Consider the following 13,709-nt stretch of genomic DNA (forward strand, 5'->3'; position numbering starts at 1 on the left):
GGTCTATTACCCCAGAATTTCTTCAACGGATTTACCACGCTTGGCAGCGACCATTTCCGGAGATTTCATACTTTCCAGACCGTCGATAGTTGCACGAACCACGTTAATCGGGTTGGTGGAACCATATGCTTTAGCCAGAACGTTACGAACTCCAGCGACTTCCAGGACGGCGCGCATTGCACCACCGGCGATGATACCGGTACCTTCAGAAGCCGGCTGCATGAACACACGAGAACCCGTGTGAGCGCCCTTAACCGGGTGCTGCAGGGTGCCGCTGTTCAGCGCGACGTTGATCATGTTACGACGGGCTTTCTCCATCGCTTTCTGGATCGCTGCCGGAACTTCACGGGCTTTGCCGTAGCCAAAACCGACGCGACCGTTGCCATCACCCACTACAGTCAGTGCGGTGAAGCTAAAAATACGGCCACCTTTAACAGTCTTAGATACGCGATTTACCGCGATCAGCTTTTCCTGCAGTTCGCCAGCTTGTTTTTCGATGTGCGACATCTTACACCTCTACCTTAGAACTGAAGGCCAGCTTCACGGGCAGCATCTGCCAGTGCCTGGACACGACCATGATATTGGAAACCAGAGCGGTCGAAGGACACGTCCTTGACGCCTTTTTCCAGCGCGCGTTCAGCGATAGCTTTACCTACAGCTGCTGCGGCTTCTTTGTTCCCAGTGTATTTCAGTTGTTCACTGATTGCTTTTTCTACGGTAGAAGCGGCAACCAGGACTTCAGAACCATTCGGGGCAATAACCTGTGCGTAGATGTGACGCGGGGTACGATGTACCACCAGGCGAGTTGCACCCAGCTCTTTGAGCTTGCGGCGTGCGCGGGTCGCACGACGGATACGAGCAGATTTCTTATCCATAGTGTTACCTTACTTCTTCTTAGCCTCTTTGGTACGCACGACTTCGTCGGCGTAACGGACACCTTTGCCTTTGTACGGCTCAGGACGACGGTAAGCGCGCAGATCCGCTGCAACCTGACCGATCAGCTGCTTATCAGCGCCTTTCAGCACGATTTCAGTCTGAGACGGACATTCAGCAGTGATGCCTGCCGGCAGCTCATGGTCAACAGGGTGAGAGAAGCCCAGGGCCAGATTCACCACGTTGCCTTTAACTGCTGCACGATAACCAACACCTACCAGCTGCAGCTTCTTAGTGAAGCCTTCGGTAACACCGATAACCATTGAGTTCAGCAGTGCACGCGCGGTACCCGCCTGGGCCCAGCCGTCCACGAAGCCGTCGCGCGGACCAAAGGTCAGTGCGTTATCAGCATGCTTAATTTCAACAGCGTCGTTGATAGTACGAGTCAGCTCGCCGTTTTTACCCTTGATCGAAATAACCTGACCGTTGAGTTTTACCTCTACGCCGGCAGGAATGACGACGGGTGCTTTTGCAACACGAGACATTCTTTCCTCCGATTACGCTACGTAGCAGATAATCTCGCCACCCAGGCCAGCTTGGCGGGCAGCACGATCAGTCATGACACCTTTAGAGGTAGAAACAACTGCGATACCCAGACCGGCCATAACTTTCGGCAGCTCATCTTTTTTCTTATAGATGCGCAGACCAGGGCGGCTGATACGCTGAATGCTTTCTACTACCGGCTTGCCCTGGAAGTACTTCAGTACCAGTTCCAGAACAGGCTTGGCGTCGCCTTCGATTTTGAAATCTTCAATAAAACCTTCTTCCTTCAGCACGTTGGCAATTGCCACTTTCAGCTTGGAGGAAGGCATGGTGACCGCAACTTTGTTCGCGGCCTGACCGTTACGGATACGGGTCAGCATATCCGCGATCGGATCTTGCATGCTCATCTGTCTTTACTCCCGTGATTCAATTGGTGACAATTACCAGCTAGCCTTTTTCAGACCCGGAATTTCACCGCGCATAGCGGCTTCACGGACCTTGATACGGCTCAACCCGAACTTACGCAGGAAAGCGTGCGGACGGCCAGTTTGGCGGCAGCGATTACGCTGACGGCTTGGGCTGGAATCACGCGGCAGAGTCTGCAGCTTAAGTACCGCATTCCAACGATCTTCGTCGGATACGTTGACATCAGAGATGATCGCTTTCAGTTCAACGCGTTTGGCAAAGAACTTATCAGCTAATTTCACGCGCTTGACTTCGCGTGCTTTCATGGATTGCTTAGCCATTAGTAACCCTACCTTACTTGCGGAACGGGAAGTTAAAAGCAGTCAGCAGCGCACGGCCTTCTTCGTCAGATTTCGCAGTAGTGGTAATGGTGATGTCCAAACCACGAACGCGATCGACTTTGTCATAGTCGATTTCTGGGAAGATAATCTGCTCACGTACGCCCATGCTGTAGTTACCACGGCCGTCGAAAGACTTCGCGGACAGGCCACGGAAGTCACGGATACGCGGTACAGCAATAGAGATCAGACGCTCAAAGAACTCCCACATGCGTTCGCCACGCAGAGTTACTTTACAGCCGATCGGATAGCCCTGACGGATTTTGAAGCCTGCAACTGATTTGCGTGCTTTGGTGATCAGCGGTTTTTGACCGGAGATTGCTGCCAGGTCAGCTGCTGCGTTATCCAGCAGTTTCTTGTCAGCGATCGCTTCACCAACACCCATGTTCAGGGTGATCTTCTCGACCCGAGGGACTTGCATGACAGAATTGTAGTTAAACTCAGTCATGAGCTTTTTAACTACTTCGTCTTTGTAGTAATCATGCAGTTTCGCCATCGTACTACTCCAAATTACTTGATAGTTTCGCCATTGGACTTGAAGAAACGGACTTTTTTGCCGTCTTCAAACCGAAAGCCTACACGGTCCGCTTTACCGGTCGCCGCATTGAAGATTGCAACGTTGGAAACCTGAATAGCGGCTTCTTTTTCAACGATGCCACCCGGTTGGTTCAGGGCCGGAACCGGCTTCTGATGTTTCTTAACCAGGTTGATGCCTTCAACGACAACTTTACCAGAAGACAGGACGTTTTTTACTTTACCGCGCTTACCTTTGTCTTTGCCGGTCAGCACGATTACTTCGTCATCACGACGGATTTTCGCTGCCATGGATTCGCTCCTTAGAGTACTTCTGGTGCCAGAGAGATGATTTTCATGAACTTTTCAGAACGCAGTTCACGTGTCACCGGCCCAAAAATACGCGTACCGATCGGCTGCTCACTGTTGTTGTTCAACAGTACACAAGCATTGCCGTCAAAGCGAACGACAGATCCGTCAGGGCGACGTACACCCTTCTTGGTGCGCACCACTACCGCCTTCAGCACATCACCTTTTTTGACCTTACCACGCGGAATTGCTTCCTTGATGGTGATCTTGATGATATCGCCGATGCCTGCGTAGCGACGGTGCGAGCCACCCAGAACCTTGATACACATTACGCGACGCGCGCCGGAGTTATCGGCGACGTTCAGCATAGTCTGTTCTTGGATCATTTCAGTGCTCCGCTAATGTCAACTACTACTTCGAGACCCAGTGTGGGCCGTTAAAAATCCCCATAATTGAGGGCGCAGCATTATAACACTGCTTCCAGAATATGGGTAGAAAAAATAAACGGCTCAAAATCTGAGCCGTTTATCATTGCTGAGAGAGTGTACTGTATTACAGTACCGCTTTCTCTACAACGCGAACCAGCGTCCAGGATTTGGTCTTGGACAGCGGGCGGCATTCGCGGATTTCAACCACGTCACCGATACCGCATTCGTTGTTCTCGTCATGTACGTGCAGTTTGGTCGTACGTTTGATGAATTTACCGTAGATCGGGTGCTTCACCATGCGCTCGATAGCAACAACCATGGATTTCTCCATTTTGTTGCTAACTACGCGACCTTGCAGAGTACGGATTTTATCGGTCATTACGCACCCGCCTTCTCGTTCAGTAAAGTCTTAACACGTGCGATATTACGACGCACTTGCTTCAACAGGTGAGACTGTTGCAGCTGGCCGCCCGCCGCCTGCATGCGCAGATTAAACTCTTCGCGCAGCAGATTCAGCAGCTCGGTGTTCAGCTCTTCAACACTCTTCTCACGCAGCTCGTTTGCTTTCATTACATCACCGTCTTAGTTACAAAGGTGGTTTTGATAGGCAGTTTCGCTGCTGCCAGTTTGAAGGCCTCACGGGCCAGCTCTTCAGGCACACCGTCCATTTCGTACAGGACTTTACCCGGCTGAATCAGGGCTACCCAGTACTCAACGTTACCTTTACCTTTACCCATACGAACGGCCAGCGGTTTTTCCGTGATCGGCTTGTCCGGGAACACGCGGATCCAGATTTTACCCTGACGCTTAACAGCACGGGTCATAGCACGACGTGCTGCTTCGATTTGGCGGGCAGTCAAACGGCCACGGCCAACAGCTTTCAGACCGAAAGTGCCGAAGCTAACATCCGTACCCTGCGCCAGACCGCGGTTACGGCCTTTATGCACTTTACGGAATTTTGTACGCTTAGGTTGTAACATCAGCGACTCTCCTTACTTGCGGCCTTTACGCTGCTGCTTCTTAGGCTGAGCAGCCGGTTTTTCCGGTTGTTCAACAGCAGCCATACCACCCAGGATCTCACCTTTGAAGATCCATACCTTAACGCCGATTACACCATAGGTGGTGTGCGCTTCAGAGGTGTTGTAGTCGATGTCCGCACGCAGCGTGTGCAGCGGAACACGACCTTCACGGTACCATTCGGTACGCGCGATCTCAGCACCGCCCAGGCGGCCGCTGACTTCAACTTTGATACCTTTAGCGCCCAGACGCATAGCGTTCTGTACAGCACGCTTCATAGCACGACGGAACATAACGCGACGTTCCAGCTGTGAAGTGATGCTGTCAGCCACCAATTTGGCGTCCAGTTCCGGTTTACGCACTTCGGCGATGTTGATCTGTGCCGGTACGCCTGCAATCTCTGCAACGCCCTTGCGCAGTTTTTCTACGTCTTCGCCTTTCTTACCGATAACGATACCCGGGCGAGCGGTGTGAATGGTCACACGGATGCTCTTCGCCGGACGCTCGATAACGATGCGAGAAACGGACGCTTTTTCCAGCTCTTTGTTCAGGAACTGACGAACTTTAAAGTCGCTGTCCAGGTTGTCAGCGAATTCTTTAGTATTCGCATACCAGGTAGAGTTCCAAGGCTTCACAATACCCAGGCGAATACCATTAGGATGTACTTTCTGACCCATTGCTAGTCTCCAGAGTCTCAGCGATCGGACACAACCACAGTAATGTGGCTGGTGCGCTTCAGGATACGATCAGCGCGACCTTTTGCACGCGGCATGATGCGCTTCATGGTCGGGCCTTCGTCGACGAAGATCTTGGATACTTTCAGATCATCGATGTCAGCGCCATCGTTGTGTTCTGCGTTAGCAATGGCAGATTCCAGAACCTTTTTGACCAGTACAGCCGCTTTCTTGTTGGTGTAGGTCAGAACTTCCAGAGCCTGTGACACTTTCTTACCGCGGATCAGGTCAGCCACCAGGCGAACCTTCTGAGCAGAAGAGCGAGCATGGCAATGCTTAGCAATAGTTTCCATCTCTTCCTCCTACCTTATTTCTTTTTGGCTTTTTTATCAGCCGCATGGCCGCGATAAGTACGAGTCGGCGCGAATTCACCCAGTTTGTGGCCGACCATTTCATCGACGACAAATACCGGAACGTGCTGACGACCATTATGGACAGCGATGGTCAAACCGATCATGTTTGGAAAGACCGTTGAACGACGGGACCAAGTCTTAAGTGGCTTTTTGTCTCCGCTTTCCACCGCTTTCTCTACCTTCTTCAGCAAGTGCAGGTCAATAAAAGGACCTTTCTTGAGAGAACGTGGCATGGTTTATCCTCTAATTATTTTTTACTACGGCGACGTACGATGAATTTATCAGTACGCTTATTGCTGCGGGTCTTCTTACCTTTGGTCTGAACGCCCCACGGGGTTACCGGGTGCTTACCAAAGTTACGACCTTCACCACCACCGTGCGGGTGGTCTACCGGGTTCATCGCAGTACCGCGAACGGTCGGACGAACACCACGCCAGCGTGCAGCACCTGCTTTACCCAGAACGCGCAGCATATGCTCAGCGTTACCGACTTCGCCCAGCGTGGCGCGGCAGTCAGCCGGGATTTTACGCATTTCGCCAGAGCGCAGACGCAGGGTGACATAGGCACCATCGCGTGCAACGATCTGAACGTAAGCACCAGCGGAACGCGCCAGCTGGCCGCCTTTGCCCGGCTTCATTTCTACGTTATGAACGGTAGAACCAACCGGGATATTGCGCATCGGCAGGGTGTTACCCGCTTTGATCGCAGCGTCGACGCCAGACTGAATCTGATCGCCAGCTTTCAGGCCTTTCGCCGCCAGGATGTAACGGCGTTCGCCGTCTTTGTACAGAACCAGCGCGATGTTCGCGGAACGGTTCGGATCGTACTCCAGACGCTCGACAACAGCCGGGATACCGTCTTTATTGCGTTTGAAGTCAATCAGACGATACTGCTGCTTGTGACCACCACCGATGTGACGGGTGGTGATGCGGCCGTTGTTGTTACGACCACCGGTCTTGCTGTTTTTCTCCAGCAGCGGGGCGAACGGTTTGCCCTTGTGCAGCTCAGGGTTAACCACTTTAACAACGTGGCGACGACCCGGAGATGTCGGTTTACATTTAACAATTGCCATTGTTCGCTACTCCTCCGACTTACTCTGCGCCGCCGATGAAGTCCAGATTCTGGCCTTCTTTCAGGGTGACGTAAGCTTTTTTCCAGTCGCTACGACGACCGATACGCTGACCGTGACGCTTCACTTTCCCTTTAACAACCAGGGTGCGAACGGTGTCAACTTCAACTTCGAACAGTTTCTTAACTGCGGCTTTGATTTCTGCTTTGGTTGCATCTGTAGCAACTTTGAGAACGATGGTGTTGTTCTTTTCCATCGCCATAGACGCTTTTTCAGAAACGTGCGGCGCGCGCAGTACTTTCAGCAGACGTTCTTCACGGATCATGCCAGCATCTCCTCAACTTGCTTAACAGCATCAGCAGTCATAACCACTTTGTCGAAGGCGATCAGGCTAACCGGGTCGATGCCTGCTACGTCGCGTACGTCAACCTTGAACAGGTTGCGAGCGGCCAGGAACAGGTTCTCGTCGACTTCGCTGGTTACAATCAGCACATCGTCCAGCGCCATGTCTTTCAGTTTCTGTGCCAGCAGCTTGGTTTTCGGCGCTTCAACAGAGAACTTCTCGACGACGATCAGACGATCTTGACGTACCAGTTCGGACAGGATGCTTTTCAGCGCGCCGCGGTACATCTTTTTGTTAACTTTTTGACTGTGGTCCTGCGGACGAGCAGCGAAGGTCACGCCACCAGAGCGCCAGATCGGGCTCTTGATAGAGCCAGAACGCGCACGGCCGGTGCCTTTCTGGCGCCACGGTTTTTTACCGGAGCCAGTAACTTCAGCACGGGTCTTCTGAGCACGAGTACCCTGACGGGCACCGGCTGCATAAGCCACAACAACCTGGTGAACCAGCGCTTCGTTGAAATCACGACCGAAGGTAGTTTCGGAAACAGTCAGCGCGCTTTGCGCGTCTTTCAATACTAATTCCATTGCTATCTCCTCACGCCTTCACAGCTGGTTTAACGATCAGGTCGCCACCGGTAGCACCCGGGACTGCACCTTTAACCAGCAGCAGGTTGCGCTCAGCGTCAACACGTACTACGTCCAGGCTCTGAACGGTTACACGCTCGTTACCCAGCTGACCTGCCATTTTCTTACCCTTGAACACTTTGCCCGGAGTCTGGTTCTGACCGATAGAACCCGGTACGCGGTGAGACAGGGAGTTACCGTGAGTAGCGTCCTGGGTACGGAAGTTCCAGCGCTTAACGGTGCCGGCGAAACCTTTACCTTTGGAGATACCGGTAACGTCTACTTTTTTAACGTCAGCGAAGATTTCTACGGAGATGTTCTGACCGATAGTGAACTCTTCACCTTCAGACAGACGGAATTCACGCAGAACGCGGCCGGCTTCAACGCCAGCTTTCGCGAAGTGACCCGCTTCCGGTTTGGTTACACGGTTAGCTTTTTTGCTACCAGTGGTAACCTGGATGGCGCGGTAGCCGTCGTTGTCCAGATCTTTGACCTGAGTAACGCGGTTTGCTTCGATTTCGATAACGGTTACAGGGATAGAAACGCCATCTTCAGTGAAGATGCGGGTCATACCCACTTTTTTCCCGACTAAACCAATCATTGTTTCAACCTCTCAATCGCTCAATGTCCTGATTAACCCAGGCTGATCTGCACGTCTACACCGGCAGCCAGATCCAGACGCATCAGAGCATCAACGGTTTTCTCGGTTGGCTCAACGATGTCAACCAGACGCTTGTGAGTGCGGATTTCGTACTGATCGCGCGCGTCTTTGTTAACGTGCGGAGAGATCAGAACGGTAAAGCGCTCTTTGCGGGTCGGCAGCGGGATCGGACCACGAACCTGCGCACCAGTGCGCTTGGCAGTCTCGACGATTTCCGCGGTTGATTGATCGATCAGACGATGATCAAATGCTTTCAGGCGGATACGGATTCTTTGGTTCTGCATGAGACCAGAGCTCCAATTATTTTATAAACGTAGAAAATTACTCCTCGCACCCATTTCGATTGACGGGGGAGTGTAATCGTTCATTTCATAACCCCCATATCGGGAGTATTGTTTGGCGGAACGCGCCGCCGCTGATCGAAATCAGGCTGCCAATATTAGGCAGCCCGCGCATTATACTTAGATCTGGCCAGGAAGCAAGGCCGGATGCAAAATAACCAGCGACAGGCGACAAAACGCCGTGAAAAAGGGCGCCGTAGCGCCCTCTTTCTGGTGTTATTGCTGGCTATCGATTACTCGATAACTTTAGCAACAACGCCCGCACCAACGGTACGGCCGCCTTCGCGGATTGCGAAGCGCAGACCATCGTCCATGGCGATCGGGTGAATCAGGGTAACAACCATCTTGATGTTGTCGCCCGGCATTACCATCTCTACGCCTTCCGGCAGTTCGATGGTGCCCGTTACGTCAGTAGTACGGAAGTAGAACTGCGGACGGTAGCCTTTGAAGAACGGAGTATGACGGCCGCCTTCATCCTTGCTCAGGATATACACTTCGGATTCGAACTTGGTGTGCGGAGTGATGGAGCCCGGCTTAGCCAGTACCTGACCACGTTCGATCTCGTCACGCTTGGTACCACGCAGCAGAACGCCAACGTTCTCACCGGCACGGCCTTCGTCCAGCAGTTTGCGGAACATTTCCACGCCGGTACAGGTGGTTTTGGTGGTCGGCTTGATACCAACGATTTCAACTTCGTCACCCACCTTGATGATACCGCGCTCTACACGACCGGTAACAACGGTACCACGGCCAGAGATAGAGAATACGTCTTCGATCGGCAGCAGGAACGGCTTGTCGATGTCACGCTCAGGTTCCGGGATGTAGGAGTCCAGCGTCTCGGCCAGTTCGATGATCTTGGCTTCCCACTCGGCTTCGCCTTCCAGCGCTTTCAGCGCAGAACCGCGGATTACCGGGGTATCGTCGCCCGGGAAGTCGTACTGAGACAGCAGCTCACGAACTTCCATCTCAACCAGCTCCAGCAGCTCTTCGTCATCAACCATGTCGCACTTGTTCAGGAACACGATGATGTACGGAACGCCTACCTGGCGACCCAGCAGGATGTGCTCACGGGTCTGCGGCATCGGGCCGTCAGTCGCAGCAACAACCAGGATTGCGCCGTCCATCTGAGCCGCACCGGTGATCATGTTTTTAACATAGTCGGCGTGCCCCGGGCAGTCTACGTGAGCGTAGTGACGGGTCGGGGTATCGTATTCAACGTGAGAGGTGTTGATGGTGATACCACGTGCTTTTTCTTCCGGCGCGTTATCGATCTGATCGAATGCGCGAGCGCTACCGCCGTAGGTTTTAGCCAGAACGGTGGTGATAGCAGCGGTCAGGGTAGTTTTACCGTGGTCAACGTGGCCGATAGTACCGACGTTAACGTGCGGTTTAGAACGTTCAAATTTTTCTTTAGACACGGTTATATTCCTTATCTTGCGCCCTCACCGAAGGAGAGGGCGCGGGATCAATATGTTAAAGCAGAGGCTTATTTGCCACGTGCTTCAATAACGGCCTGAGCGACGTTAGTCGGTGCTTCAGCATACTTCAGGAACTCCATGGAGTATGAAGCACGGCCCTGGGTCTGAGAACGCAGGTCAGTAGCATAACCAAACATTTCAGACAACGGAACCTGCGCACGAACAGTCTTGCCAGTCGCAGTATCTTCCATACCTTCGATCATGCCGCGACGACGGTTCAAGTCACCGATAACGTCACCCATGTAATCTTCCGGAGTTTCTACTTCAACCTTCATGATCGGCTCGAGCAGAACCGGCTTAGCGCGTTTGAAGGCTTCTTTAAACGCGAGAGAAGCAGCCAGTTTGAACGCCAGTTCAGAGGAGTCAACGTCATGGTAAGAACCGAAGTGCAGACGTACGCCCAGATCTACTACCGGATAACCGGCCATCGGACCCGACTTCAGCTGCTCTTGGATACCCTTGTCAACTGCCGGGATGTATTCACCCGGAATCACGCCGCCCTTGATGTCGTTGGTGAAGGTGTAGCCTTCGCCACCCGGCTCCAGCGGGAACATGTCGATAACGACATGACCGTACTGACCGCGACCACCGGACTGTTTGGCGTGTTTACCTTCCACATCCTTGACGGTGTCACGGATGGTTTCACGGTAAGCAACCTGCGGTTTACCGACGTTGGCTTCAACGTTGAACTCGCGCTTCATACGGTCAACGATGATTTCCAGGTGCAGTTCACCCATACCGGCGATGATGGTCTGGTTAGATTCTTCATCAGTCCATACGCGGAAAGACGGGTCTTCCTTGGCCAGACGGCCCAGTGCTAGGCCCATTTTCTCCTGGTCAGCCTTGGTTTTCGGCTCAACGGCGATGGAGATTACCGGCTCAGGGAATTCCATACGCTCCAGGATGATCGGTGCGTTCTGGTCGCACAGGGTATCACCGGTGGTGACGTCCTTCAGACCGATTGCTGCAGCGATGTCGCCCGCGCGAACTTCTTTGATTTCTTCACGCTTGTTGGCATGCATCTGAACGATACGGCCGAAACGCTCACGCGCAGACTTCACAGAGTTCAGTACGGTATCACCGGAGTTAACCACACCGGAGTACACGCGGAAGAAGGTCAGGTTACCCACAAACGGGTCGGTAGCGATTTTGAACGCCAGCGCCGCGAACGGCTCGTTGTCGTCAGAGTGACGCTCAGCCGGGGTATCTTTACCGTCGTCCAAAATACCTTTGATCGCCGGAACGTCAGTCGGTGCCGGCAGGTATTCGATGACCGCATCCAGCATTGCCTGCACGCCCTTGTTCTTGAACGCGGAGCCGCAGGTAACCAGGATGATTTCGTTGTTCAGTACGCGCTGACGCAGAGCTTTTTTGATCTCTTCTTCAGACAGCGCTTCACCGCCCAGGTATTTGTCCATCAGCTCTTCAGAAGCTTCAGCGGCGGACTCAACCAGGAACTGGTGCCATTCGTTAGCCAGCTCAGCCATATCAGCCGGGATCTCTTCATAGGTGAAGGTCACGCCCTGATCGGCTTCATTCCAGTTGATGGCTTTCATTTTAACCAGGTCAACGACACCGGTGAATCCGTCTTCAGCACCGATAGCCAGCTGCAGCGGAACCGGGTTCGCGCCCAGACGAGTTTTGATCTGGTTAACAACTTTCAGGAAGTTCGCACCCATGCGGTCCATTTTATTGACGAACGCGATGCGCGGAACCTGATATTTGTTTGCCTGACGCCATACGGTTTCAGACTGCGGCTGAACACCACCAACGGCGCAGTAAACCATTACCGCACCATCCAGTACACGCATGGAACGTTCTACTTCGATGGTGAAGTCAACGTGCCCCGGGGTGTCGATGATGTTGACACGGTGCGGTTCAAACTGTTTGGCCATACCGGACCAGAAAGCGGTGGTCGCAGCGGAGGTAATGGTAATACCACGCTCCTGCTCCTGCTCCATCCAGTCCATGGTGGCAGCGCCATCATGAACTTCACCGATCTTGTGGTTTACACCGGTGTAGAACAGGATACGTTCGGTAGTAGTGGTTTTACCGGCGTCGATGTGTGCGCTGATACCGATGTTACGGTAACGCGAAATGGGTGTTGTACGAGCCATTTGATTCCTCTATATCCTAGGACGTTCAAGTTAAGTTACCCAAAGCGGGCTGCTTAAGCCTAAGCGCCCGCTTGGTGACTAACATACCGATGATATTACCAGCGGTAGTGAGCGAACGCCTTGTTGGCTTCTGCCATACGGTGAACGTCTTCACGTTTCTTAACTGCAGTACCTTTGTTTTCTGCAGCGTCAGAAAGTTCGTTCGCCAGACGCAGAGCCATGGATTTATCACCGCGTTTACGAGCAGCTTCTACGATCCAACGCATTGCCAGGGCATTACGACGGACCGGACGAACTTCAACCGGAACCTGGTAGGTGGAGCCACCAACGCGACGAGATTTAACTTCGACGGTCGGGCGCACGTTTTCGAGAGCGGTCTCGAAAGCTTCCAGTTCAGTTTTGCCAGAGCGCTGAGCCAGGGTCTCCAGCGCGCTGTATACGATTGATTCTGCAGTAGATTTTTTACCATCTACCATCAGGATATTAACAAATTTAGCCAGCAGTTCTGATCCGAACTTCGGATCCGGCAGGATTTTACGCTGACCAATTACGCGACGACGTGGCATGGAAATACTCCGTTGTGAATTCAGGATTGTCCAAAACTCTACGAGTTTATTTTGACATTAAAGTTAAAACGTTTGGCCTTACTTAACGGAGAACCATTAAGCCTTAGGACGCTTAACGCCGTACTTAGAGCGGGATTGCTTACGGTCTTTAACACCGGAGCAGTCCAGAGCACCGCGCACGGTGTGATAACGCACACCCGGCAGGTCTTTAACACGACCACCACGGATCAGGATCACGGAGTGCTCCTGCAGGTTGTGACCTTCACCACCGATGTAGGAAGTCACTTCGAAACCGTTGGTCAGACGAACACGGCATACTTTACGCAGTGCGGAGTTCGGTTTTTTCGGAGTGGTGGTATATACACGGGTACATACGCCACGTTTCTGCGGGCAGGCTTCCAGCGCTGGAACGTTGCTTTTCTCAACTTTCTTAGCGCGTGGCTTGCGAACCAGCTGGTTGATAGTTGCCATTAAAAGCTCCTGGTTTTTGCTTTTCGTAAACACGTAATAAATCGCCCCATACTGCACACTGGATAGACCAAGGGCAAAATATGGGGACGCAGAATTTTATGGCTGAGTCGGAAGGGTGTCAAGAAATATACAAGATATTCGGCGCGATACTGTCAACAAACACGGCCTGTACCGTCACCAGGCCATCTGACGCGGATGCGCCTCGCTCAGCGCGACAAATTCGCTATAGCCGATCAGCTGACACGCGGGTGCGACATACGCCGTCAGCCCCCGCGCGAGCACATCCTCCCGCAGCACATGCAGCGCCACCGGCAGAGCGCTCAGCGCCGTCAACCCTGCGCTGCCCGTCAGCGCGCACAGAACGCCGTCCTGCAGCAGAACCAGCGCATCGCCGGGGCGCACCAGCGCCGCCAGCGCCGTGAAATCGACGCCCCCCTGCGGTGAGCGGGTCAATGTATGTAACATCG

At 53.0% G+C, this 13,709-nt stretch carries 24 protein-coding genes; all 24 read right to left on the bottom strand.

The window, feature by feature from the left end:
• Window positions 1–6: 6 nt before the first annotated feature.
• The gene (gene rpsE, locus ETEE_RS06325; protein WP_005290366.1) at window positions 7–507 is read right to left on the bottom strand and encodes a 30S ribosomal protein S5; all 501 of its coding nucleotides are present in this window, start codon (window positions 505–507) and stop codon (window positions 7–9) included.
• A 14-nt stretch (window positions 508–521) separates the two neighbouring features.
• Entirely contained in the window at window positions 522–875 is a 354-nt protein-coding gene (gene rplR, locus ETEE_RS06330; RefSeq protein ID WP_012850020.1) for a 50S ribosomal protein L18, read from the bottom strand.
• Between the two features lie 9 nt (window positions 876–884).
• Complete coding sequence (gene rplF, locus ETEE_RS06335) at window positions 885–1,418, bottom strand: 50S ribosomal protein L6 (RefSeq protein ID WP_012850021.1); 534 nt, start codon at window positions 1,416–1,418, stop codon at window positions 885–887.
• 12 nt (window positions 1,419–1,430) lie between these two features.
• A complete protein-coding gene (gene rpsH, locus ETEE_RS06340; protein WP_005290373.1) occupies window positions 1,431–1,823 on the bottom strand; it encodes a 30S ribosomal protein S8 in 393 nt (130 codons plus the stop codon).
• Between the two features lie 33 nt (window positions 1,824–1,856).
• The gene (gene rpsN, locus ETEE_RS06345; protein ID WP_015872764.1) at window positions 1,857–2,162 is read right to left on the bottom strand and encodes a 30S ribosomal protein S14; all 306 of its coding nucleotides are present in this window, start codon (window positions 2,160–2,162) and stop codon (window positions 1,857–1,859) included.
• 13 nt (window positions 2,163–2,175) lie between these two features.
• A complete protein-coding gene (gene rplE / locus ETEE_RS06350) occupies window positions 2,176–2,715 on the bottom strand; it encodes a 50S ribosomal protein L5 (protein WP_005290377.1) in 540 nt (179 codons plus the stop codon).
• Between the two features lie 14 nt (window positions 2,716–2,729).
• Window positions 2,730–3,044 carry a 50S ribosomal protein L24 gene (gene rplX, locus ETEE_RS06355; protein WP_005290378.1) on the bottom strand — a complete coding sequence of 105 codons (315 nt, stop codon included), beginning with the start codon at window positions 3,042–3,044 and terminating at the stop codon, window positions 2,730–2,732.
• 11 nt (window positions 3,045–3,055) lie between these two features.
• Entirely contained in the window at window positions 3,056–3,427 is a 372-nt protein-coding gene (rplN, locus tag ETEE_RS06360; RefSeq protein ID WP_005290380.1) for a 50S ribosomal protein L14, read from the bottom strand.
• A 166-nt stretch (window positions 3,428–3,593) separates the two neighbouring features.
• Window positions 3,594–3,848, bottom strand: a complete 255-nt coding sequence (rpsQ, locus tag ETEE_RS06365) for a 30S ribosomal protein S17 (protein WP_012850026.1) — start codon at window positions 3,846–3,848, stop codon at window positions 3,594–3,596.
• On the bottom strand, window positions 3,848–4,039 hold the full coding sequence (rpmC, locus tag ETEE_RS06370; RefSeq protein WP_005290385.1) for a 50S ribosomal protein L29: 192 nt from the start codon (window positions 4,037–4,039) through the stop codon (window positions 3,848–3,850). The genes rpsQ and rpmC overlap by 1 nt, the downstream gene beginning before the upstream one ends.
• Complete coding sequence (gene rplP, locus ETEE_RS06375; RefSeq protein ID WP_005290387.1) at window positions 4,039–4,449, bottom strand: 50S ribosomal protein L16; 411 nt, start codon at window positions 4,447–4,449, stop codon at window positions 4,039–4,041. Before rplP ends, rpmC begins: the two co-directional genes overlap by 1 nt.
• A gap of 12 nt (window positions 4,450–4,461) precedes the next feature.
• Complete coding sequence (gene rpsC / locus ETEE_RS06380; RefSeq protein ID WP_005290389.1) at window positions 4,462–5,163, bottom strand: 30S ribosomal protein S3; 702 nt, start codon at window positions 5,161–5,163, stop codon at window positions 4,462–4,464.
• 17 nt (window positions 5,164–5,180) lie between these two features.
• Window positions 5,181–5,513 (bottom strand): 50S ribosomal protein L22, encoded by a 333-nt coding sequence (gene rplV, locus ETEE_RS06385; protein ID WP_012850028.1) that lies wholly within the window; start codon window positions 5,511–5,513, stop codon window positions 5,181–5,183.
• 14 nt (window positions 5,514–5,527) lie between these two features.
• Window positions 5,528–5,806, bottom strand: coding sequence for a 30S ribosomal protein S19 (gene rpsS, locus ETEE_RS06390; protein ID WP_005290393.1), 279 nt, complete (start codon window positions 5,804–5,806; stop codon window positions 5,528–5,530).
• Window positions 5,807–5,820: 14 nt separating this feature from the next.
• A complete protein-coding gene (gene rplB, locus ETEE_RS06395) occupies window positions 5,821–6,645 on the bottom strand; it encodes a 50S ribosomal protein L2 (protein ID WP_012850029.1) in 825 nt (274 codons plus the stop codon).
• Between the two features lie 19 nt (window positions 6,646–6,664).
• Window positions 6,665–6,967 carry a 50S ribosomal protein L23 gene (gene rplW / locus ETEE_RS06400; protein ID WP_005290397.1) on the bottom strand — a complete coding sequence of 101 codons (303 nt, stop codon included), beginning with the start codon at window positions 6,965–6,967 and terminating at the stop codon, window positions 6,665–6,667.
• The gene (gene rplD / locus ETEE_RS06405) at window positions 6,964–7,569 is read right to left on the bottom strand and encodes a 50S ribosomal protein L4 (RefSeq protein ID WP_012850030.1); all 606 of its coding nucleotides are present in this window, start codon (window positions 7,567–7,569) and stop codon (window positions 6,964–6,966) included. The genes rplW and rplD overlap by 4 nt, the downstream gene beginning before the upstream one ends.
• 10 nt (window positions 7,570–7,579) lie before the next feature.
• On the bottom strand, window positions 7,580–8,209 hold the full coding sequence (rplC, locus tag ETEE_RS06410) for a 50S ribosomal protein L3 (RefSeq protein WP_015872767.1): 630 nt from the start codon (window positions 8,207–8,209) through the stop codon (window positions 7,580–7,582).
• 32 nt (window positions 8,210–8,241) lie between these two features.
• On the bottom strand, window positions 8,242–8,553 hold the full coding sequence (rpsJ, locus tag ETEE_RS06415) for a 30S ribosomal protein S10 (RefSeq protein WP_001181005.1): 312 nt from the start codon (window positions 8,551–8,553) through the stop codon (window positions 8,242–8,244).
• A 290-nt stretch (window positions 8,554–8,843) separates the two neighbouring features.
• Window positions 8,844–10,028 carry an elongation factor Tu gene (gene tuf / locus ETEE_RS06420; RefSeq protein WP_038631315.1) on the bottom strand — a complete coding sequence of 395 codons (1,185 nt, stop codon included), beginning with the start codon at window positions 10,026–10,028 and terminating at the stop codon, window positions 8,844–8,846.
• 68 nt (window positions 10,029–10,096) lie between these two features.
• Window positions 10,097–12,205 (bottom strand): elongation factor G, encoded by a 2,109-nt coding sequence (gene fusA, locus ETEE_RS06425; RefSeq protein WP_034163833.1) that lies wholly within the window; start codon window positions 12,203–12,205, stop codon window positions 10,097–10,099.
• Between the two features lie 95 nt (window positions 12,206–12,300).
• The gene (gene rpsG, locus ETEE_RS06430) at window positions 12,301–12,771 is read right to left on the bottom strand and encodes a 30S ribosomal protein S7 (RefSeq protein WP_012850033.1); all 471 of its coding nucleotides are present in this window, start codon (window positions 12,769–12,771) and stop codon (window positions 12,301–12,303) included.
• Window positions 12,772–12,867: 96 nt separating this feature from the next.
• A complete protein-coding gene (gene rpsL, locus ETEE_RS06435; protein WP_012850034.1) occupies window positions 12,868–13,242 on the bottom strand; it encodes a 30S ribosomal protein S12 in 375 nt (124 codons plus the stop codon).
• Window positions 13,243–13,416: 174 nt separating this feature from the next.
• Window positions 13,417–13,707, bottom strand: coding sequence for a sulfurtransferase complex subunit TusB (gene tusB / locus ETEE_RS06440; RefSeq protein WP_034163835.1), 291 nt, complete (start codon window positions 13,705–13,707; stop codon window positions 13,417–13,419).
• Between the last annotated feature and the right edge of the window lie 2 nt (window positions 13,708–13,709).

The sequence above is a fragment of the Edwardsiella anguillarum ET080813 genome (genome assembly GCF_000264765.2).
GTDB lineage: Bacteria > Pseudomonadota > Gammaproteobacteria > Enterobacterales > Enterobacteriaceae > Edwardsiella > Edwardsiella anguillarum.